We start from the raw sequence: 19,695 nt of genomic DNA, 5'->3' as shown, positions 1-19,695 counted from the left end.
GCCACGAAGGGCGCTTGACCGCCGCTCGCGGTCTGATCGATGCCGTAGTACACGTGGCGGCCATAGAAGAACGGCAAGCCCAGATCGAAGCTGCTGTTGCCGCCGATCTGCCCTGCCAGGTCATTGAACGCGTAGTTGCCGCCGTTGCCGAAGAGCGTCGCCGCACTCAGGATGCCGATGCTGGCGCTCGCCTGGGTGTTGTTCAGCCCGACCAGCGTCAGCGTCCGCGTTTGCGCCGACGACGGGCAGTAAAAGCCCGCAAAGTTGCTGCCGCACTGCGCGAGGGAGCTATCGCCAAAGAAGTAGGCGTTCGAGCCCGAATCGAGGAAGGCTTGCACCGTCGTGCCGTTGAACACGCTGTTGTCCAGGTCGCCGAAGGCGTCGGTGGTAAAGCGCTGGACCCCGGTGAGCGCATTGTTCGACTGGGTGCCGACACCGAACACCAGTGTGCCGGTGGCCGACGACGCGCCGGTATTCGACACCGGCGGCATCTGCACGATCACGCCGTTGTTGTCGACCGGGAAGGACGGGACCGGATTAGCCACCTGCTGCGCGAGCTGCACCGCCGTGCGGGCGCACGACGCGCCGGCCGGACAGACGAAGTAATTGCTGAAGTTGGCCGCCGTCCCCGCATCGGCGCAGGTCGCCCCGCAATCGGTGGGCGACGTGCCGATGCCGAGAATGCCGTTGGCGCCGAGATCGCTGACGGTGTTTTCGTCCGAGCCGTTGCCGCAACTGCTCGTCGGCACCGTGCTCGGGTCCTTGTCGCCGATGATCTGCATTGGAATCGCCGCCGTCGTTCTCTCGCCGCCGATCGCGATGGTCGCGGTGCGCACCGTGCCCCACGTGAAGCCATCCGCGAAGGTCGCGCACTCGGCGAGTTGCGCGCCGCCGACGGTGCTCACCGGCAACGCATTGAGCAACGAGGCGTTGAAGGCCGAGCTGACCACGCGCAGCCCATACGAACCCGTATCGACCTGGATATTGTTAATAGTCTGACAATTTGAAGTCGAGCCGGGCGCGCACACCGTCACGCTGACCGTCGGGATATTGACGACGCCGTTCACGCCCCGGCCGACCGTGATGGCCACGGTGTTCGCTGCGTTCGCGGCGATCGGCTGCTGGGTCGGGCTGGCCGGCAGCGAACCGCCGTTCAGCGCATTCGACGAATCGTTATTGGAACCGCCACCGCCGCCGCATGCGACGAGCGCCGACGCCAACGCCAAGGCCGCGACGGCCTGCATCCAGCCCTTGAGCTTCACAGCAATATGCTTGGTTCGCATGTTTCGTCCTCGCTATTACTGGATGTCTGAACCGCTGACGCCGGCGGGCAGCGCCGAAGGCAGCCACGCCTGGCCATTGAACGCGCCCATATGGCCGCCGGAGCGCACCACGAGGCCGCTCTGGTCGACCGAGACAGGGCCGTGGCCGCCGCCGCGCGCCGCGCGCACGGCCTTCACGCCGGCCACGTACTGCGGGAAATAGCTGCCGAGCAGATCGTTCAGATCCGGCATTTGCGGGCCGCGCCATGCAATGCCGAAGACGGAGCCGTTCGCGGCGAGATATTCGCGGACCACGGTGCCGTTGCCGAGCGCCGTCTCACGCACGGTGTAGGACGCGGAAGTGGAAGTGGACGACGCGGCGTTGGACGCTGAGCGCATCACGCCCTGCGCCGCATTGGCGGCGCTGCTGCCTGGCTGGATGGTACGAGTTGAGACTGACGAGCCCGTGGGCGGCGTCATGGGGGCGCCGCCCAGTCCGGCATGAGCGGACTGCACGACGATGAGCGAACATGGCAAGGCAAGCGCCGTAACGATCCCGGCGCGGCGTACACGACTCCACATGACGAGGCTCCTCCCGAGCTGCTGCTCGATTCGCACGTTGTGCAAACCGGCTGCATGTATGCAGATCATACGGCACCGCTGCGGTTGCACTGCGGAGGGTTTTTCCCCATCGTGCCACCGACCGGCGTGTGTACTCACCGGAGCGCCGTGCCGCTGCTTGAGCTCGTAGTATGCCTGTGGTTTGTGTCGGTAGACAGCAAGCCGGCGCGGGCGCGCGGCTTGCTATGCGTGCTGGTTCGGTCTGGCGCGCCCCCGGCGGGCCGCCGCGACGTGCTATGACCCCGGCAGGTCAGAAGCCGAGGCTTGCCAGCAGATCGTCGACTTGGGACTGATCCTGCACCACATCCGTTTTGCCTTCCGGATTGATCTGCGGACCGTTCAGCAGATGTTCGGGGCTGCCGGTCGGCGAGACTTCGGCCGCCAGCGCCGCCGCGTTCGCCGCGAACTGCTCGCGCCGTTCGAGCGCGATGTTCTCGACCAGCACGCCGAGCAACTGCTGCTCGATCAGGTACACGACGTCCGTGATCTTCTTGATGACCTGACCGGTCAGATCCTGGAAGTCCTGCGCCAGCATGATCTCCATCAGCTGCGAGTTGGTCGCGCTGGTCGCGTCGGGCACACCGCGCAGGAAGGTCCGCGTGTCGTTCATCAACGCGCGCACTTCCTCGCGCTCGATCGGCGCTGCATACCACTGCTCCCAACGCGCGTCGAGCTCGCCCGCGTCTTTCTGCAACTGCTCCTGGATCGGCTTGGCGATGTCGATCGCGGACAGGACGCGCTCGGCGGCCTGCTCCGTCATATTCGCGATGTACTTCAGACGGTCGCGGGCATCGGGCACGGCTTCCGCCGCACGCTCGACATGCTTGTCGAGCCCGAGCTCGCGCATCGAGTCGCGCAGCGTGCGCGTCAATTGTCCAATGCGGGCGAGGATGCGGTCTGACGCGAAGTCGCCGCTCTCGTTGACCGCTTCGGCGTCTTGCGCGTTGGTCGGCAGATTCACATCAGCTCCCGGCTTTGGCCATCTTCTCGAGAATCTTGTTGAGCTTCTCGTCGAGCGTCGCGGCCGTGAACGGCTTGACGACATAACCGCTCGCGCCAGCCTGGGCCGCCGCGATGATGTTTTCCTTCTTCGATTCGGCCGTCACCATCAGCACCGGCAGGTGCGTGAGGTTGGCGTCCGCGCGGATTTCCTTGAGCATGGCCAGACCGTCGAGGTTCGGCATGTTCCAGTCGGAGATCACGAAGTCATACGTGCCGCCACGCAAACGCGCGAGACCGGCCTGACCGTCTTCCGCCTCGTCGACGTTCGAGTAGCCGAGTTCCTTCAGGAGGTTGCGGACGATCCGGCGCATCGTCGGAAAGTCGTCAACAACCAGAATCTTCATTCCCTTATCCATTTCATTCCCTTTGCTTGATCCATGGTGCGGCGCCTGACCGCTCAACTCGCGCCTCAAACTAACGCCTCAAATCCTACCGGCCCGCATCATACCCGCTGAACGCGGTCGCCCATTGCCGAGAGACGCGCCATCACGCGTCGGCTCATTTCCGGCAACGCCGCGATCTCGTCCGCCGCGCCGAGTGCAATCGCTTCACGCGGCATGCCGAACACGATACAGCTCGCTTCGTCCTGCGCGAGGGTGTAAGCCCCCGCCTTTTTCATGTCCAGCAGTCCGGCGGCGCCGTCGCGCCCCATCCCGGTCAGAATCACCCCAACCGCGTTCTTGCCCGCATGCTGCGCGGCCGAACGGAACAGCACATCCACCGACGGGCGATGCCGGTTCACCGGCGGCTCGTCCGACAGGTGAGCAATATAGTTCGCGCCACTGCGGGCAAGCAACAGATGAGCGTGGCCGGGCGCGATATACGCATGCCCCGGCAGCACGCGTTCGCCGTGCTCTGCCTCTTTAACGGTAATCCGGCACAAACCATTGAGGCGTTGTGCAAAAGATTTTGTGAAACCCGGCGGCATATGCTGCGCGATCAGCACCGCGGGCGCATCCGGCGGCAGCGGCACCAGCACTTCGCGGATCGCTTCCGTGCCGCCGGTCGACGCGCCGACGATGATCAGCTTCTCAGTACTGAGCAGCGGATTGTTGAAGAGCGGCGCGGCGCCGACCGGCGCCTGCGCGGCATGAGAGGCCGCGTGCTGCGCAGGCGCGGCCTGACGCACGCGTGCGCGCGCGGCGGCGCGAATCTTGTCAGCGAGCTTTTCCGAGTAGTCGAGCATGCCGTCGCGAATGCCGACCTTCGGCTTGGTGACGAAGTCGACCGCACCGAGTTCCAGCGCGCGCAGCGTGATTTCATTGCCGCGCTCGGTCAGCGACGACACCATCACGACCGGCATCGGCCGCAGACGCATCAGCTTCTCGAGGAAGTCGAGGCCATCCATGCGCGGCATTTCGACGTCGAGCGTCAGGACGTCGGGATTGTGCTGCTTGATGAGTTCGCGCGCGACCAGCGGGTCGGGTGCGGTCGCCACCACCGTCATGTCCGGCTGGCCGTTGATGATTTCCGTCATCAGGCTGCGGATCAGCGCCGAATCGTCGACGCACAGTACTTTGATCTTTTGCACAGCGCTCACGCCTCCTCTGTAGTTCTGGCGTTGTTTGAATTAATCGGGCGCGGGCCTGCGCCGAACAGCTCGATCTTCGGGCGGCCGGCGGCAGGCGTCGAAAACAGTTCCACCCGCTTGCGCGCCGCGGCGAGCCGCTCGGCGCGCGCTTCGGCGCTTTGCCGCATCAGCGCCTGTTCGCGCTCGGCTACGCCCGCTTCCTGCTGCAGGCGCAACTTCTTCACCATCACCTGGCCCGTGCGCGGCATGAACGCCACCTTGCGCGGATGCGAGCCCTGCAAGTCCTCGGCGACGATACGGATCTTTTCCAGCGCCAGATAGCGCCGCACGAACTCCGAATTGCGGTCGCCGATGTTCATCGTCGTCATGCCGGCGAGCACCGCGCCGCCGCCGAACACCTTCGCTTCGAGGCGCTCGCGCCGGCCGCCGGCCTTGATCAGTTCGTTGATCAGCACTTCCATCGCGTAGGCGCCGTAGCGCATCGAATCCGATGCGGCCTGCGCGACATCCGCGCCGTCGTCGGGCAGCATGAAGTGATTCATGCCGCCGATACCCGCCGTGCGGTCCTGGATACAGGCCGCGACACACGAACCCAGCACGGTGACCAGCACCATGTCTTCGTGCGTGGTGTAAAACTCGTTCGGCAACAGCTTCACGCCGGGGCGCTGGAAGTGGTTGTCGAAATACAGATTGGTAGCGATCGGCAGGGCGCTGCTCATACCGTCACCCCGTTCGTCGTGTGATGCGCCGCCGTGGCCGTCGCGCGCGCCGGCGTACGCACGCCGGTCGCGTCACGCGTCAGCTCGTAGACGGTCTGGCCGCGCAACTTGAATGCCTGCGTGACATACGTGAAGTTCTCCGAGTGGCCGGCGAACAACAGGCCGCCCGACTTCATCAGCGGCTCGAAGCGCGCGAGCACTTGTGCTTGCGTCGGCTTATCGAAATAGATCATCACGTTGCGGCAGAAGATCGCGTCGAACTGCGAGCGCAACTGGTAATCGCGGTCCGTGAGGTTCAGTTGCTCGAAGCGCACCAGCGCGCGCACTTCGGGGCGCACCTTGACCATACCCGCATGCGCGCCGGTGCCCTTCAGGAAGAAGCGCTTGAGCCGCTCGGGCGAAAGGTGCTTCACCTGATCGAACTGGTACATGCCGGCTTCGGCCTTGGCGAGCACTTGCGTATCGATGTCGGTGGCGAGCACCGAGGCCTGACGCGCGCCGCTGTCGCCGAGCGCTTCGATCAGTGTCATCGCGATCGAGTACGGCTCTTCACCGGTCGACGCCGCCGAGCACCATACCGAAACCGGCTGCGAGCGGCGCGGCACGAACTCGGCGAGGATCGGAAAGTGATGCGCCTCGCGGAAAAACGCCGTCAAATTGGTGGTCAGCGCATTGGTGAACGCTTCCCACTCGGCCGGATCGTTTTCCGCTTCGAGTAGATCGAGATACTGCTTGAAGGTGTCGAGCCCGCGGGCCCGCAGACGGCGCGCCAGACGGCTGTACGCCATGTCGCGCTTGTGATCCGACAGCGAAATGCCCGCGCTGCGGTGAATCAGTTCGCGAATGCGAGCGAAGTCCGCCGACGTGAATTCGAAATCCCGTGCCTGTTCGCCGGATCTAACCGGCTCCGGCCGGTCCGGACGTTGCTGTGCGCGCGTTGCCATTATGAGTGTTCCTGCCTGCGATACGAGCCATCCCGCATTCCCTCCAAGGAATGACCTTGAGAAGAAGGGATTGTGTTCGCGGGGTCGCGCCCGCCCGCGAGTTCTGCCAACACGCAGTCGGCCCGCGACACGCTGATAAAGCGTGCTTCGATGATTCGCCCCTCATGGAGCGAGATGCCGAATGACTGCATGTCTCTGTGCCACTTCCTAGAATGTTTCCCAGTCCGCGTCCGGGCCTGTCGTGGCCGCGCTTACGGCGGCCGGACGTGCTGCGGATTCGGATGCTGTGCGGGCCGTCTTCGGCTTCAGAGCCGGTTCGACGCGCGCTGCGCCTGCATCATGATTGGCCGACACCGGTGCCGTGTTCGTTGCTGCCACGCTTGCCGCCGCTCGCGGTGCGCCGTTCGTCGACTTCTGCGGCACGGCGGCCTTGGCGACCGGTTTGTTCTTACCGCTGCTCACACGGGAAGCAGCCGATTGCGGGCGCGTTGCCGCCGCGCTGCTGTGCGCCGCGCCGCCGGCCACTTTCCAGCCATTCACCACCGCCTGCAACTGGCGCGTCTGATCTTCGAGCGAGGCCGCAGCGGCCGCCGCCTGTTCGACCAGCGCGGCGTTCTGCTGCGTGACTTCGTCCATCTGCACGACCGCGCGATTCACCTGTTCAATGCCGCCCGACTGCTCTTCGGACGCCGCGCTGATTTCGCCCATGATGTCGGTCACACGGCGCACGGCCTGCACGATCTCGTCCATCGTGGTGCCCGCGCGGCCGACCAGCGCCGAGCCGCTTTGCACCTTGTCGACCGAATCGCCGATCAGTTCCTTGATTTCCTTCGCGGCGCTCGCGCTGCGCTGCGCGAGGCTGCGCACTTCGCCCGCCACCACCGCGAAGCCGCGGCCCTGTTCGCCGGCGCGCGCGGCTTCGACCGCCGCGTTCAGCGCGAGAATATTGGTCTGGAAGGCAATCCCTTCGATTACGCCGATGATATCGACGACCTTGTTCGAACTGCTCGCGATGTCCTGCATGGTCGTGACGACCTGGCTCACCACGTCGCCGCCGCGCGTGGCGATGTCGGATGCGTTGACGGCCAGCTGGCTCGCCTGACGCGCGTTCTCGGCGTTCTGCCGCACGGTGCCGGTCAACTGCTCCATGCTCGACGCGGTTTCCTGCAGCGAGGCCGCCTGCTGTTCGGTGCGCTGCGACAGGTCGGTGTTGCCCATCGCGATTTCGCGCGCGCCGGTGTCGATCGATTCCGTGCTGCTGTGGACCGCCCTCACCATCGTCGACATGCTGTCCTGCATGCGCTTGATGCCGGCGAACAGTCGCCCGATTTCATTGCGGCTGAAGACGTTGATCGACTCGGACAGATCGCCCGCGGCGATGCGTTCGAAGCACGCCGTCGCGTCGGCGAGCGGCTGCACGATCAGGCCGCGCAGCGCGAAGCGGATGCCCACTACGACCAGCAGCGCGAGCACGGTCACGGCGATGATCAGTGTCGTCATCAGCGAGATGTTCGATTGCGCGCTCGCCTGCTGATCCACGGCCTGCTGCTGCAAGCTCTTGATGACCGCCGACGCCGCGTTGTCGTAAGACACGAACATCGGGCTGATCTTCGTATCCGCGATCGCGTGATAGGCGGTGAGATCATTCGCGCGCAGCGCGGCGAACTCCGGCTCCAGGCCGTCACGCATCACCGCCGTGCGGCGCGCCAGCAGTTCGTCGAGCTGCGCCTGCTCCACGCCGTTCTTGGGCGCGTCGAGATACGCCTGCCAGCTTTGATTGCCCTTGCCGTACAACTCCTGCGCACGATCGAGTACCTTCTTCGCCTGCTCCGTGTCGCCCGACGCGCTCAACGCATTGAAGCGGTCCAGCGACACGCGCGAGCGCAGCAGGTACGCCGAGGCATCGTCGAGTGCATGGATGGCGACCAGATCGCCGCGCGCAATGCGGTCGAGCGACTGGCTCGCGCCATTCAGCGCGGTCAGCCCAAGTACGCCGACCACCACGGTCAGCGCGACCAGAATGATCCCCACCATCGTCAACGACGTGCGAATCGACCACCTGCTCAGCATTTCGATGCTCCCTGTCCCAATCGTTTCGTGAAGGCTGCCGACGTTAGGCGCCGAGCGTTTCGATCAGCGCCATTTCGCGGCTGGTCATGAGCTTCTCGATGTCCATCAGGATCAGCATGCGGCCGTCGACGGTGCCCAGACCCGTGAGGTACTCGGTCGTCAGCGTGGCGCCGAATTCCGGCGCCGGCATGATCTGGTCGGTGGCGAGCGTCAGCACGTCCGACACGCCATCGACCACCATCCCGACCACGCGATGCGCGACGTTCAGGATGATCACGACCGTCTGATGGTCGTACTCGACTCGGCCCAGATGAAACTTGATGCGCATGTCGACGATCGGCACGATGATGCCGCGCAGATTGATCACGCCCTTGATGAACTCGGGCGCATTGGCGATACGCGTCACGTTGTCGTAGCCGCGGATTTCCTGCACCTTGAGAATGTCGATGCCGTACTCTTCGGCGCCGAGCGTGAAGACGAGGAATTCCTGACCGCCGGCGTCTGCCTGCTGCGCATCGCGGCGGCCATTCGTACCGCTCGCGTTTGCGACGCTCGAATTGATGGATTGGACTTCTGCCACGTTAGCCCCCAAACGGTTGGGATGAATTGAGTTGAGTAACTGTTACGACGAATTTGACGGACATCATGCGAGGCTCAGCGCGCCATGCGCGTGGCGCGTCTCGCGGTTCAGCGCCGCCACGTCGACGATCAGCGCGACGCTGCCGTCGCCGAGAATGGTCGCGGCGGAAATGCCGTGCACCTTGCGGTAGTTCGTTTCCAGGTTCTTCACGACCACCTGCTGCTGGCCCACCAGCTCGTCGATCAGCATCGCAAAGCGGCGCCCCTCGGTTTGCATGATGGTGACGATGCCTTGGGTCGGTTCCTGCTTCGCCCCTTCGACGTTGAACACTTCGTGCAACGCCACGAGCGGCAGATATTCACCGCGCACCCGCACCACGCGCTCGCCGTTGGCCACCGTGTAGATGTCCTCGGCTCGCGGCTGCAGGGACTCCATCACGAAGTTCAGCGGCAGAATGAAGATCTCGTTGCCGACCTTGACCGACATGCCGTCGAGAATCGCCAGCGTGAGCGGCAGCACGATGCGCGTGGTGCTGCCCTTGCCGGCATGCGAAGTGATTTCCACGTGACCACCCATCGACTGGATGTTCCGCTTCACCACGTCCATGCCGACGCCGCGGCCCGACACGTCGGTGACCTGCTCCGCCGTCGAGAAGCCCGGCAGGAAGATCAGGTTCCAGACTTCTTCGTCGGACATGGTTTCGCTGACCTGCATGCCCTGCTTGGCCGCCTTCGCCAGAATCTTGTCGCGGCGCAGGCCCGCGCCGTCGTCGCTCACTTCAATGACGATGTTGCCGCCGTGATGCGCCGCCGACAGCACCAGTTGCCCGGTCGAATCCTTGCCCGCCGCGCGCCGCGCTTCCACGGTTTCGATGCCGTGGTCGAGACTGTTGCGCACGAGGTGAGTCAACGGATCGATGATCCGTTCGATGAGGCTCTTGTCGAGTTCGGTCGCTTGCCCGAAGGTGACGAGTTCCACTTCCTTGCCGAGTTTCGCCGCCAGATCGCGCACCAGACGCGGGAAGCGGCTGAACACGTAATCCATCGGCATCATGCGGATCGACATCACCGCTTCCTGCAGATCGCGCGCGTTGCGCTCGAGCTGCGCCATGCCGTTGAAGAGGCGATCGTGCAGCGCCGGGTCGAACGTGCTGGTGGTTTCCGCGAGCATGGCTTGCGTGATCACCAGTTCGCCGACCAGGTTGATCAGCTGATCGACCTTTTCGACGCCGACGCGAATCGAGCTGCCTTCCGCGCCACCTGCCGCCGCAGCCGGACGTGCCGCCTTGCGGTCCTGCTCGGCGGGTGCGGCTGCGCTGGCCTGAGCCGGCGCCGGTGCGCCCGTCGCTGCCGCGGGTTGCGCCGCGGATTGAGCCACAGCCGGCGCGGTTGCGGCCGGTGCGTCGAACAGGCCGTGCGTGGCCGTGGAAGTGAGTGCAGCGATGTCGGCCGCCGGTGCCGACGATGCTGCGTGCCCTGCTTGAGTTGCCTGTACTGCTTGCGCCGGGGACGAATCGGCAGCGTCGGGCGTTCCAGGTTCGCCTTGCTGCGTGTCGTCCGCCGGTGCGGTGCCGCGGCCGATCACGATCTGACTTTCGTCGATCACGAAACAGCACACGGCGATGATGTCGTCGGAGGTCACATCGGTCGCGAGCCACAGCGTCAGATCGCCGCCGCTCTTGACCTGCCCGACGATGTTGCCCAGGTTGCCGAGCTCTTCGGCCAGCAGTTCCTGGTCCTTCTCACCAACGCCCCGTAGCGTAATTTTCAGATGGGGACCGGCGCTGTCGTTGCCTCCGACATCACCGGCACCCGCGGCTTGCCCGGTCTGTGCCGGTTCGCCGTCAATCCATTCACCCGCCGCCTGCACCGCCTGTTCGACGACGTGCTCCGGCGGGGTACCGCCTTGAACTGCCTGTGTTGCAACTGGTGCTGGGCTCGCGGCGATGGGCGCCGTAGCCGGTGCCGGCGCGACGCCGTCGCGGCTCTCCGCATTCAGGCGTTCGAGCTTCGCGCAGATCGCCTTCGCGGTGGCCGCGTCCGGCTCGGCGCTCGCGCGGTAATCGGCGAGCTGGCCGGACAACACGTCCTTGGTTTCGAGGAACGTGTCGATCATGTCCTTGCGCAGCACGAGTTCGTTATTGCGCGCGCGGTCGAGCAGCGATTCGAGAATGTGGGTCGTTTCCGTCAGCGCGGTAAAGCCGAACGTTGCCGCGCCGCCCTTGATCGAGTGCGCCGCGCGGAAAATTGCCGCGAGGTCTTCGGGGTCCGGGTGGGCGATATCCAGATTGAGCAGCAACTGCTCCATCTGCGCGAGCAGTTCGTCCGCTTCGTCGAAAAACGTCTGATAGAACTGAGTGATGTCGAGTGTCATGCCTGGGTCACCGCGAGAGTTCCTGTCTTGGCTTGGGCTGCCGTGCCGCCGCGTCGAGAGCTTCTATAACTGGGTCTATGGAGGGTGCTTACGCGTGATCTGGCTCGGCTAACGCCGCCACCAGTTCGGTCAGCATGTCCGGGTCGAGCGGCTTTTCGATCCAGCCGGTCGCGCCCGCGGCCCGTGCCGCTTCCTTGAACGGCTCGCCCGATTCCGTCGTGAGGACGAGGATGGGCGTGGCCTGGTAAGCCGGGTTGTTGCGCAGCGCGGCGATCAGATCGAGGCCGGTCTTGCCCGGCATGTACTGGTCCGTCAGCACGAGGTCGAACGACATGGCGAGCGCGTTTTCGAGCCCTTCGTTGCCGTCCGCCGCGAGCGTCACCTCGTAGCCGGCCGTCGTCAACGTGGCGGCGAGAATCTGCCGCATCGATGCCGAATCGTCGATTGCCAGGATGTGCCTGATCATGAAAACCTCGCTGCACGTACGCTATGGATCGCCCTGCCGTCCGCGCCAGTACGGCGCGTGAACGAGCGAGGCGATCGCTGTCTGTTACTGGGCCGCCGGCGCTGCCGCCGGCAACTTCGGTGCAACCGTTACCGGCTGCGCAAGCTTTTGCAGCAACGGCTTGGAGCCGGCTGCGTCGTCCGATAAGGTGGTCGTGGTGGAGTCGTCATGGTTCAGCGCCTCCTCCGACTTCTTGTTCAAGACGATGATGCTGATGCGGCGGTTCTCCGGATCCATCGGGTCCGCCTTGTTCAGGTTCTGCGTCGACGCGAGGCCGAGCACGCGCATCACCTTCGCCTCGTCCATGCCGCCGCCGATCAGCTCGCGGCGCGATGCATTGGCGCGGTCCGCGGACAGTTCCCAGTTGCTGTAGCCCTTCTCGCCGCCGGCGTACTGCGCGGCGTCGGTGTGGCCTTGCACGATGATGCGGTTCGGCACGTCGTTCAGCGTGTGGCCGATTTCGCGCAGAATGTCGCGCATGTACGGCTCGACCTGGTCTTTCGCGGTCGCGAACATGGGCCGCTTCTGCGAGTCGACGATTTCGATGCGCAAGCCGGTCAGCGTCGAGTCGATGCGGATCTGCTGCTTGAACTGGCGCAGCACCGGATTCGCTTCGATCGCGGCCATCAGCTTGACCTGCAGATCGTGCAGGCGGACCTGCTCGCGACGCTCCAGCTCGCCCTGCAACTGCTTCATCGAGTCTTCGTTGTTGTGCGAGACGCTGCGCTCGGAGCGGTTGTTCGAACCGTCGGTGGAGCGCGTCACGCCCTGCGCGTCGGTCGAGATATCGCGGCCGCCGCCCTTCAGAATGCTCGAGTCCTCGGCGCTGCGGTCACCGCCCCACAGCGTGATCTTCAACGGCTGGTTGAAGTAATCGGCAATGCCCTTCAACTGCACCGTGGAGGCCGAACTCAGCAGCCACATCAGCAGGAAGAACGCCATCATCGCGGTCATGAAGTCCGCATACGCGAGCTTCCAGGCACCGCCGTGGTGGCCTTTCTTGGCCGGCGCGGAGCGCTTGACGACAATGGCGCGGTCTTTGTCCTTGCTCATCGGTTCGGTTCCCGGCGCTCTTTACTTGGCCTTGACGCGGCGCACGTGCTCTTCCAGCTCGGCGAACGACGGGCGCTCGGTCGAGAAGAGCACCTTGCGGCCGAACTCGACGGCAATCGCCGGCGCGTAACCGTTCAGGCTGGCCAGAATCGTCACCTTGATGCACTGGAACATCTTGGTGGACTCGGTCACACGCTGTTCGGCGACGCTCGCGAGCGGTCCGATCAGCCCGTACGAAAGCAGAATCCCGAGGAAGGTGCCGACCAGCGCCTGGGCGATCATCTCGCCGAGCACCGCGGGCGGCTTGTCGGCGGAAGCCATGGTGTGCACCACGCCCATCACAGCGGCCACGATCCCGAACGCCGGCATCGCGTCGCCGACCTTGTTCAGCGCATGCGCGGGCGCCTCGCCTTCCTGGTGATGCGTCTCGATCTCCTCGTCCATCAGGCTTTCGATCTCGAACGCATTCATGTTGCCGCCCACCATCAGACGCAGGTAGTCGGTCAGGAATTCGATGATGTGATGGTCCGCGAGAATCTTCGGATACTGGGTGAAGATCGGACTCTTCGACGGATCGTCGATGTCCGCTTCCAGCGTCAGCGTGCCTTCCTTGCGCGCCTTCGCCAGCAGGACGTAGAGGAGCGCCATCAGCTCCATATAGACGTCCTTGTTGTACTTCGCGCCCTTGAACAGGGTTGGAATGACGCGCAGCGTGGCCTTGATCGTCTTCATTCCGTTACCCAGAATGAACGCGCCGACGCCGGCGCCGACGATCATCAGCACTTCAACGGGCTGCAGCAGCGCGCCGAGATGGCCGCCTTCCAGCGCGTAACCGCCGAAAACGGACAAAAGCGTCACGAGTGTTCCCACGAAAATCAGCACTGCCGAGCCCTCACAAAGAAGCGACGGTGACCGTCGTTAATCTGGTTTACGGCAACGAAGCGGAAAACTTTGGCGGAAAAGCGGCTCGTCGCTCCGGTGTAAACCAGAGGCGGATGCGGCCGGTCCGGCGGCACCGGGTGTCGCGCGGGCGGGCTGGAAGCCCCGCCGCACGGGAGGTGGAAGGCGGTTCGCGCGGCGGCGGCCGCCTTGTGGGTCAGGCTTCGAGAGCGGCGAGGCTCTCGCGGGCCCGGGCGTCGGCGAATTTCTTTGTCTTACCGGCACGCGAGGGCGGCTGGCACAGGCCGCAGACGAACGCGTGCTGCGGATCGTGCGCATGCGCGACAAAATGTCCCCCGCAGCGGCAACAGGTGGTCATTTGCAGCATCCCGGAGTCGAAAAAGCGCACCAGCGTCCAGGCGCGCGTGAGACTGAGCACAGGCTCGTCGTCGTGCAACTGGACGTGTTCCAGGTAGAGCCGGTAGCTCTTCACGATCGACTGGATCGTCAGGCAGCCGCCATGGCCGGCCATGAAACGGTAGATGTTGTAGAACAGCGAGGAGTGAAAGTTCGGCTGCCAGGTCATGAACCAGTCGGTCGAAAACGGCAACATGCCCTTGGGCGGCGAAACCCCTTTCAGTTCTTTATATAGCTTGATGAGTCGGTCGCGCGACAGGCTGGTTTCCGCTTCCAGCAATTGCAAACGCGCGCCAAGCTCGATCAGTTCGATCGCCAGGGTAATTTCCCTGACTTCGAGCACAACACTCTTATAGGCCATCCGTTTGCGTTTTCCCCGTCCAGATCGCTTTATTTGAATTACAACTTGCCATCAGCCGAGTTGCTCGACTGGCTGGCTTGCCATCAGGATCGCGGAATGCGCCTGGGCCACGGCGCTGGATTTGCCTTTGTCCGCCAGAGCGGACAGCACGGCATGGTCGTCGAAACGGAAACGGCACAACACCTGATTGGACGCCGCCAGCTTGACGGTCTGCGCCAACGACAGATTGGCGAGCACATCGGCTAACTGGTCCGAAATCCCCATGCGAAACATGCCCATCGGCTTGTCTTCGCGCAGCAGTCGCTGGGCGAGCAGGAGATAAGACAGGTTAACTTCTCTGATCTCATTGAGCATATCGCTTGTCGCGCTCATGATTCCCCCGGGGTGTATCTGGCTGGTCAGGCCGTTACGGAAACGTTTGCTCGAACGCGCGCACTGAAACCGCACGAATCGGCTCGCTTCTGGTCTTGCGAGCATTGTGTCGAAAGGGGGAGCGGACGAAAATCGGACAGACACCCAGCCTGGTTGACGGATTAATCCGTCATTCGTGTAGGAATTTTTCCTACAAGGGCGGGTCTCGGCGGGGTTTCATGGAACCCCATGGACGCAATCTAGAACTTTTCATGCGCCTCGATGAGGTTGCTGCCAGCGATGTGAACTAAACGGTGAGTCTGGTTGACTCCCTGTCCGCACCGTGCAGCGGTGAGGAAGAATTATAAGACGTTTTCACTTCTGTGCAACACGGCTCGTGTAGGAGCCGTTCTCCACATGTCGGGCCCGCGCCTTGCTGGTGGCTGCGCAGCGTTCGAATATACGACCGACGATATCTCCCGATTATCGGGATGGCTGTCCCGACGACGTGTAACGGGCCATGTTTCGCGCTGTAACAACATTAAGCGTTTGAAAAATAACTCGAATTAGCGCGGCCGATCCCGATAATGAAGGCTAAGGGATTACCCGATGCAGGTTCGGAGCACCCCCGGGCGGCGGCTTACCGCGCCCAACCGTCCGTCAGGCATTCGCTCCTCGCTCTACTCGAGCGCCGCTGTGCGATGCCGTTCTGATTAGGAGAAAACGCATGCGAATCGCACAAATTGCGCCGTTGTATGAAGCTGTCCCGCCGAAACTCTATGGTGGCACCGAACGCGTCGTGTCGTATCTGACCGAGGCACTGGTCGACCTCGGCCATGACGTCACGCTGTTTGCGAGCGGCGACTCGGTCACCTCGGCGAACCTCGACGCTTGCTGGCCTCGTGCGCTGCGTCTAGACCCGACGATCCGCGACGCGCTGGCTCCGCACGTCCTGATGATGGAAAAGGTGCGCAAGGTCGCGCATGAGTTCGACGTGCTGCACTTCCACCTCGACTACATGCCGTTCCCGCTCTTCACCACGATGGATACGCCGTTCGTGACGACGCTGCACGGCCGCCTCGACTTGCCGGAACTGCAACCGGTGTTCGATGCGTTCTCCAACGTGCCGGTGGTGTCGATTTCCGATTCGCAGCGTGCGCCGCTGCCGCAAGCGAACTGGCTCAACACGGTTTACCACGGTTTGCCGGAGCAGTTGCTGACGCCGCAAACGCACAAGAAGCCGGAATACCTGGCGTTCCTTGGCCGCATTTGTCCCGAGAAGCGCGTCGATACAGCTATCAAGATCGCTGCACAAAGCGGTTTGCCGCTGAAGATCGCCGCCAAGGTGGACAAGGTCGACCAGGAATACTTCAAGCGCGAAATCGAGCCGCTGCTGTCGCAGGCGCATGTGGAATTCGTCGGCGAGATCAATGAAGCGCAGAAACCCGAGTTTCTTTCCGGCGCCAAGGCGCTGCTGTTCCCGATCGACTGGTCGGAGCCGTTCGGCCTCGTGATGATCGAATCGATGGCTTGCGGGACGCCGGTGATCGCGTTCAACCGCGGTTCGGTGCCGGAAGTGATCGACCACGGCGTGACGGGTTACATCGTCGAAGACGTGCAAGGCGCGGTCGCGGCGCTACAACGCCTGGATGAACTGTCGCGCACCGAAATCCGCGCCCAGTTCGAACGCCGCTTCAGCTCGAAGACGATGGCCCAGAATTACGTGGATGGTTATTCGGAACTGATCGAAGCCACGCGCCGCCCGGTGTTGCGTCAAGTCGCGGTGGGCTAAGCGTTGCGTTTAAGCGGCCGGGCATTTTTTTCGCTCAGCCGCTTGAGTACCGGATTCCGCCGAGTGCAGCGCTTCCGATTTGCAGGTCAATAGTGAGTCAATTCGTCGTGTGAATCGTTTGCGCGAGCGGTCATTTCAGGTTATCCCGCTACTTTGTCCAGAAAAGCCGCCCCTCGAGGGCGGCTTTTTTAATGCGGGTATGGATGCGCTTCCATCGCGGATTAGCGCTCAGCCAATAAAGACCGAGTGCCAATAAACCTTCAGTTGGCTTTCGCCTTGACCGGCCATCGGCTCAAGCGGCGCCAATCAGAAAGCGTTCGCGATTCTTACCGACGATCCACTTGGGCGGTTTGCCGCGCCCGCTCCACGTATTGCCCGACTTCGGATCCTGGTATTTCGCCGGCAGCGGCGCCTTCTTGGGCGGGCGGCCGCGCTTGGCGGCGACCGCAAAGCCGAGGTCTTGAGCCGTCAGACCGTATTCAGCGATCTTTTGGCGGATGTCGGCGACCACATTGTCGATTTCAGTACGCCTCGCTTCTTCTGCTTGTGCCTGCAATTTGGCGATCTGCGCCTTGAGGTCTGCATATTGAGACATTCCGGTTCTCCCCTTTTCTAGAACTCATTGGCTCGCAGACTAACTGCAATTATAAAAATTCGCAATGGACAAGAATACCGATTTAGCAAGATATCCTCTGATAATTATTAAGACCGGTGAATTGTAAAACGGTATCTTTATCTCGCAATAAAAAGGTAAAGGCGACACCACATTGACAATTCTTGACACCTGATTTGGCGGCCTTTCCCTAGAATTGCGCGTTCAAGGCATGCAGACGGACTTAGCCGCGCACGCTAGCGCAAGCCTCAATCTTTTTAGGATTACCAATCATGCAGTTGTCAAAACGCCTCGCTGCCGAGTTGTTCGGCACCTTCTGGCTCGTGCTCGGGGGCTGCGGCAGCGCTGTCCTCGCCGCTAACTTCGCTGGCCCGGTTCATGGTCTGGGCATCGGCTTCGTGGGCGTGTCGCTCGCGTTCGGCCTGACCGTGCTGACCATGGCTTTTGCGATCGGCCACATTTCCGGCTGCCATCTGAATCCGGCGGTGAGCGTCGGTCTGAGCGTCGCCGGCCGCTTTCCGGCGCGCGATCTGCTGCCGTACATCGGCGCTCAACTGATCGGCGCGGTGCTGGGGGCGCTGGTGCTGTCGCTGATCGCGTCGGGCAAACCCGGCTTCGAACTCGTCGCCGGCGGCTTTGCGAGCAACGGCTATGGCGAGCGCTCGCCGGGCCATTACTCGCTCGCCGCCGCATTCATTTGCGAAGTGGTGATGACCGGCTTCTTCCTCTTCGTCATTCTCGGCGCGACGGACAAGCGCGCGCCGGCCGGCTTCGCACCGATCGCCATCGGCCTGTGCCTGACGCTGATCCACCTGATCTCGATCCCGGTGACCAACACGTCGGTGAACCCGGCGCGTTCCACCGGGCCGGCGCTCTTCGTCGGCGGTGCGGCGATGGATCAATTGTGGCTGTTCTGGGTTGCGCCGATCCTCGGCGCAGTGATCGCGGGCGTGTTGTACCCGGTCATCGCTGAAAGCCGCAGCGGCAATTCGCAGAAGCTGGCGCTCGACTGATTCTCGCGCGCGCTGTTATTCGGGCAAACAAAGCGGGCGCTACGGCGCCCGCTTTGTTTTGTGGCGGACATCGTGGGCAGGACGATATCGCGCCGATGGCTTATTCGTGCCCGCTGCTAGAATCGTGCGACTTCCCAAGCTCGCACAGGTGCACCTATGAAGCGTTTCCGCGGACTCCTGCATGGCGTCGCACTTTCCATCGGCGGCTTGTGCGCGGGTGTGTTGGCGCTACCCACCGCGCATGCGGCTGACGGCCAGACGGAAACGCTCGTGTTCGTGCGGCACGGCGAGAAACCCGCCCAAGGCTACGGGCAACTCAATTGCCAGGGACTCAACCGCGCGCTCGCCTTGCCGGCGGTGATCGCGGCCAAGTTCGGCAAACCGGATGCGATCTACGCCCCCGATCCCGGCCAGCAAAAAGACGACGGCGGCAAGCCCTACTACTACATCCGGCCGCTTGCGACGATCGAGCCGACCGCCATCCAATTCCAGATGCCGGTGCAAACGCCCTATGGTTTCGCTCAGATCGACCAGCTGGGCACCGCGCTCGTCAATCCGGCCAATCGCAACAAGCTGATTGTCGTGGCGTGGGAACACAAGCTGATCGTGAAGCTATTGCGCCAGATGCTGAGCGCGCATGGCGGCAATGCCGCCGATGTCCCGAACTGGAAGAGCGACGACTTCGACAGTATTTATGTTGTTCGCCTCGACTGGCAAAACGGCACCGCGCGCGCCAGCTTCAAACATGATCGCCAAGGACTGGATGGACGCGCGACCGACTGCCCTTGCGCGGCGCTGCCAGGCGCGTCGGCGGCGGCTGGATCAACGACTTCCTCAAGCGCGGCAGATTAATCGGGTAATACAGATGTAAGCCGCAATTACGCAGGCGGTCAACTGATTTGGGTAAAGCGTGGCGCCGGGCACGCTCCGCCACAGAGCAAAGGGCCGCGAATCCCTACACACCGGGGCTTTGACCGAACGGCATGCGGCGCGCGGCGTATCCACGTACGCCTGCTGACAGCTTTCAAACACTGCGACGATGCTTGCAGTCCGTAACATCTCGTCGCAGTACCCATCGACGGGAATGCGTAGATTGGTCCTGTGCGACAAACATACGTCGCCTCACAGGAGAACAAACATGAAACGCATCGTCACTCACTTGCTGGTTGCTGCAGGACTCGCGGCGGGCGCATGCGGTGTCGCGCAAGCGCATACGGATCTGAACATCGGCCTGTCGCTCGGCGCACCGGTTTATGCCCGCCCAGCCCCGGTCTACGCGGCGCCGCAGCCGGTCTACTACGGCAACGGCGGCTGGGACCACCGCTACGATCGTGGCGACCATCGATACGATCGCAACTGGAACCACAATGACCGCGGCTGGGGCCACGATAACCGGGGCGACCATAGCGACCGCCGTGGCGGATGGCACGGGTAATCTTCTTGGTCAGCGGTTCGGCGGCTAATAAAGCGGCTTGTTGACCTCGGCAACCGCCGGCGCACAGCGCCTCCCATAGCTGCCGAACCACAAGAAGCCTGGCACGAAGAAACGGCCCGCGTCCATGAAGATGGGGCCGGGGCCGGGTGATTTTAAAAAAAAAAAACGAAAAGT

General features: G+C 63.2%; 20 protein-coding genes. 4 read left to right on the top strand and 16 right to left on the bottom strand.

Annotation, left to right across the window (positions count from 1 at the left end):
- The 15 genes from PQR32_RS40730 to flhD all read right to left on the bottom strand — a co-directional run.
- A partial coding sequence (locus PQR32_RS40730) for a DUF3443 domain-containing protein (RefSeq protein WP_408241135.1) occupies nt 1-1,283 on the bottom strand: 1,283 nt, incomplete at its 3' end.
- Nucleotides 1,284-1,298: 15 nt separating this feature from the next.
- Entirely contained in the window at nt 1,299-1,844 is a 546-nt protein-coding gene (locus PQR32_RS40725; protein WP_408241132.1) for a DUF2844 domain-containing protein, read from the bottom strand.
- Nucleotides 1,845-2,133: 289 nt separating this feature from the next.
- Nucleotides 2,134-2,844 (bottom strand): protein phosphatase CheZ, encoded by a 711-nt coding sequence (gene cheZ / locus PQR32_RS40720; protein WP_408241129.1) that lies wholly within the window; start codon nt 2,842-2,844, stop codon nt 2,134-2,136.
- Nucleotide 2,845: 1 nt separating this feature from the next.
- Complete coding sequence (gene cheY / locus PQR32_RS40715) at nt 2,846-3,241, bottom strand: chemotaxis response regulator CheY (protein WP_007179968.1); 396 nt, start codon at nt 3,239-3,241, stop codon at nt 2,846-2,848.
- Between the two features lie 86 nt (nt 3,242-3,327).
- Nucleotides 3,328-4,416, bottom strand: a complete 1,089-nt coding sequence (locus tag PQR32_RS40710) for a protein-glutamate methylesterase/protein-glutamine glutaminase (protein ID WP_408241126.1) — start codon at nt 4,414-4,416, stop codon at nt 3,328-3,330.
- Between the two features lie 5 nt (nt 4,417-4,421).
- Nucleotides 4,422-5,135 (bottom strand): chemoreceptor glutamine deamidase CheD, encoded by a 714-nt coding sequence (gene cheD, locus PQR32_RS40705; RefSeq protein WP_408241123.1) that lies wholly within the window; start codon nt 5,133-5,135, stop codon nt 4,422-4,424.
- Nucleotides 5,132-6,082, bottom strand: coding sequence for a CheR family methyltransferase (locus tag PQR32_RS40700; protein WP_408241138.1), 951 nt, complete (start codon nt 6,080-6,082; stop codon nt 5,132-5,134). Before PQR32_RS40700 ends, cheD begins: the two co-directional genes overlap by 4 nt.
- A 204-nt stretch (nt 6,083-6,286) precedes the next feature.
- Nucleotides 6,287-8,149 (bottom strand): methyl-accepting chemotaxis protein, encoded by a 1,863-nt coding sequence (locus PQR32_RS40695; RefSeq protein ID WP_408241120.1) that lies wholly within the window; start codon nt 8,147-8,149, stop codon nt 6,287-6,289.
- 43 nt (nt 8,150-8,192) lie between these two features.
- Nucleotides 8,193-8,729: a chemotaxis protein CheW gene (locus tag PQR32_RS40690; RefSeq protein WP_168795556.1), complete on the bottom strand. Its 537-nt coding sequence runs from the start codon at nt 8,727-8,729 to the stop codon at nt 8,193-8,195.
- Between the two features lie 63 nt (nt 8,730-8,792).
- On the bottom strand, nt 8,793-11,102 hold the full coding sequence (cheA, locus tag PQR32_RS40685; RefSeq protein ID WP_408241116.1) for a chemotaxis protein CheA: 2,310 nt from the start codon (nt 11,100-11,102) through the stop codon (nt 8,793-8,795).
- An 88-nt stretch (nt 11,103-11,190) separates the two neighbouring features.
- Entirely contained in the window at nt 11,191-11,568 is a 378-nt protein-coding gene (locus PQR32_RS40680) for a response regulator (RefSeq protein WP_007179975.1), read from the bottom strand.
- Between the two features lie 84 nt (nt 11,569-11,652).
- Entirely contained in the window at nt 11,653-12,660 is a 1,008-nt protein-coding gene (motB, locus tag PQR32_RS40675) for a flagellar motor protein MotB (protein ID WP_408207157.1), read from the bottom strand.
- A gap of 21 nt (nt 12,661-12,681) precedes the next feature.
- Nucleotides 12,682-13,542, bottom strand: coding sequence for a flagellar motor stator protein MotA (gene motA / locus PQR32_RS40670; protein WP_006050895.1), 861 nt, complete (start codon nt 13,540-13,542; stop codon nt 12,682-12,684).
- A 214-nt stretch (nt 13,543-13,756) separates the two neighbouring features.
- Complete coding sequence (gene flhC, locus PQR32_RS40665) at nt 13,757-14,317, bottom strand: flagellar transcriptional regulator FlhC (RefSeq protein ID WP_408241111.1); 561 nt, start codon at nt 14,315-14,317, stop codon at nt 13,757-13,759.
- 51 nt (nt 14,318-14,368) lie between these two features.
- Nucleotides 14,369-14,689: a flagellar transcriptional regulator FlhD gene (flhD, locus tag PQR32_RS40660; protein ID WP_013589958.1), complete on the bottom strand. Its 321-nt coding sequence runs from the start codon at nt 14,687-14,689 to the stop codon at nt 14,369-14,371.
- A gap of 706 nt (nt 14,690-15,395) precedes the next feature.
- On the opposite strand from flhD, the gene PQR32_RS40655 reads away from it, so the two are divergent.
- Nucleotides 15,396-16,460: a glycosyltransferase family 4 protein gene (locus PQR32_RS40655; RefSeq protein WP_408241108.1), complete on the top strand. Its 1,065-nt coding sequence runs from the start codon at nt 15,396-15,398 to the stop codon at nt 16,458-16,460.
- Between the two features lie 292 nt (nt 16,461-16,752).
- Here the strand turns inward: PQR32_RS40655 and PQR32_RS40650 are convergent, their stop codons facing one another.
- Nucleotides 16,753-17,055: an H-NS histone family protein gene (locus tag PQR32_RS40650; RefSeq protein WP_007179981.1), complete on the bottom strand. Its 303-nt coding sequence runs from the start codon at nt 17,053-17,055 to the stop codon at nt 16,753-16,755.
- Between the two features lie 290 nt (nt 17,056-17,345).
- Here PQR32_RS40650 and aqpZ point away from each other — a divergent pair, with 290 nt between their 5' ends.
- The 3 genes from aqpZ (at nt 17,346) to PQR32_RS40635 (ending at nt 19,521) form a co-directional block, all read left to right on the top strand.
- Nucleotides 17,346-18,086 carry an aquaporin Z gene (gene aqpZ, locus PQR32_RS40645; protein WP_408241105.1) on the top strand — a complete coding sequence of 247 codons (741 nt, stop codon included), beginning with the start codon at nt 17,346-17,348 and terminating at the stop codon, nt 18,084-18,086.
- Between the two features lie 156 nt (nt 18,087-18,242).
- Complete coding sequence (locus PQR32_RS40640; protein WP_408241102.1) at nt 18,243-18,938, top strand: histidine phosphatase family protein; 696 nt, start codon at nt 18,243-18,245, stop codon at nt 18,936-18,938.
- A gap of 286 nt (nt 18,939-19,224) precedes the next feature.
- Nucleotides 19,225-19,521, top strand: coding sequence for a PXPV repeat protein (locus tag PQR32_RS40635; protein WP_408241099.1), 297 nt, complete (start codon nt 19,225-19,227; stop codon nt 19,519-19,521).
- The last annotated feature ends 174 nt before the right edge of the window (nt 19,522-19,695 follow it).

Origin of the sequence: Paraburkholderia dipogonis (genome assembly GCF_046027395.1) — a bacterium.
GTDB classification, from domain to species: domain Bacteria; phylum Pseudomonadota; class Gammaproteobacteria; order Burkholderiales; family Burkholderiaceae; genus Paraburkholderia; species Paraburkholderia dipogonis_A.
The sequence above is the reverse complement of the archived record's forward strand: the minus strand, read 5'-3'. Positions and strand labels throughout refer to the sequence as shown.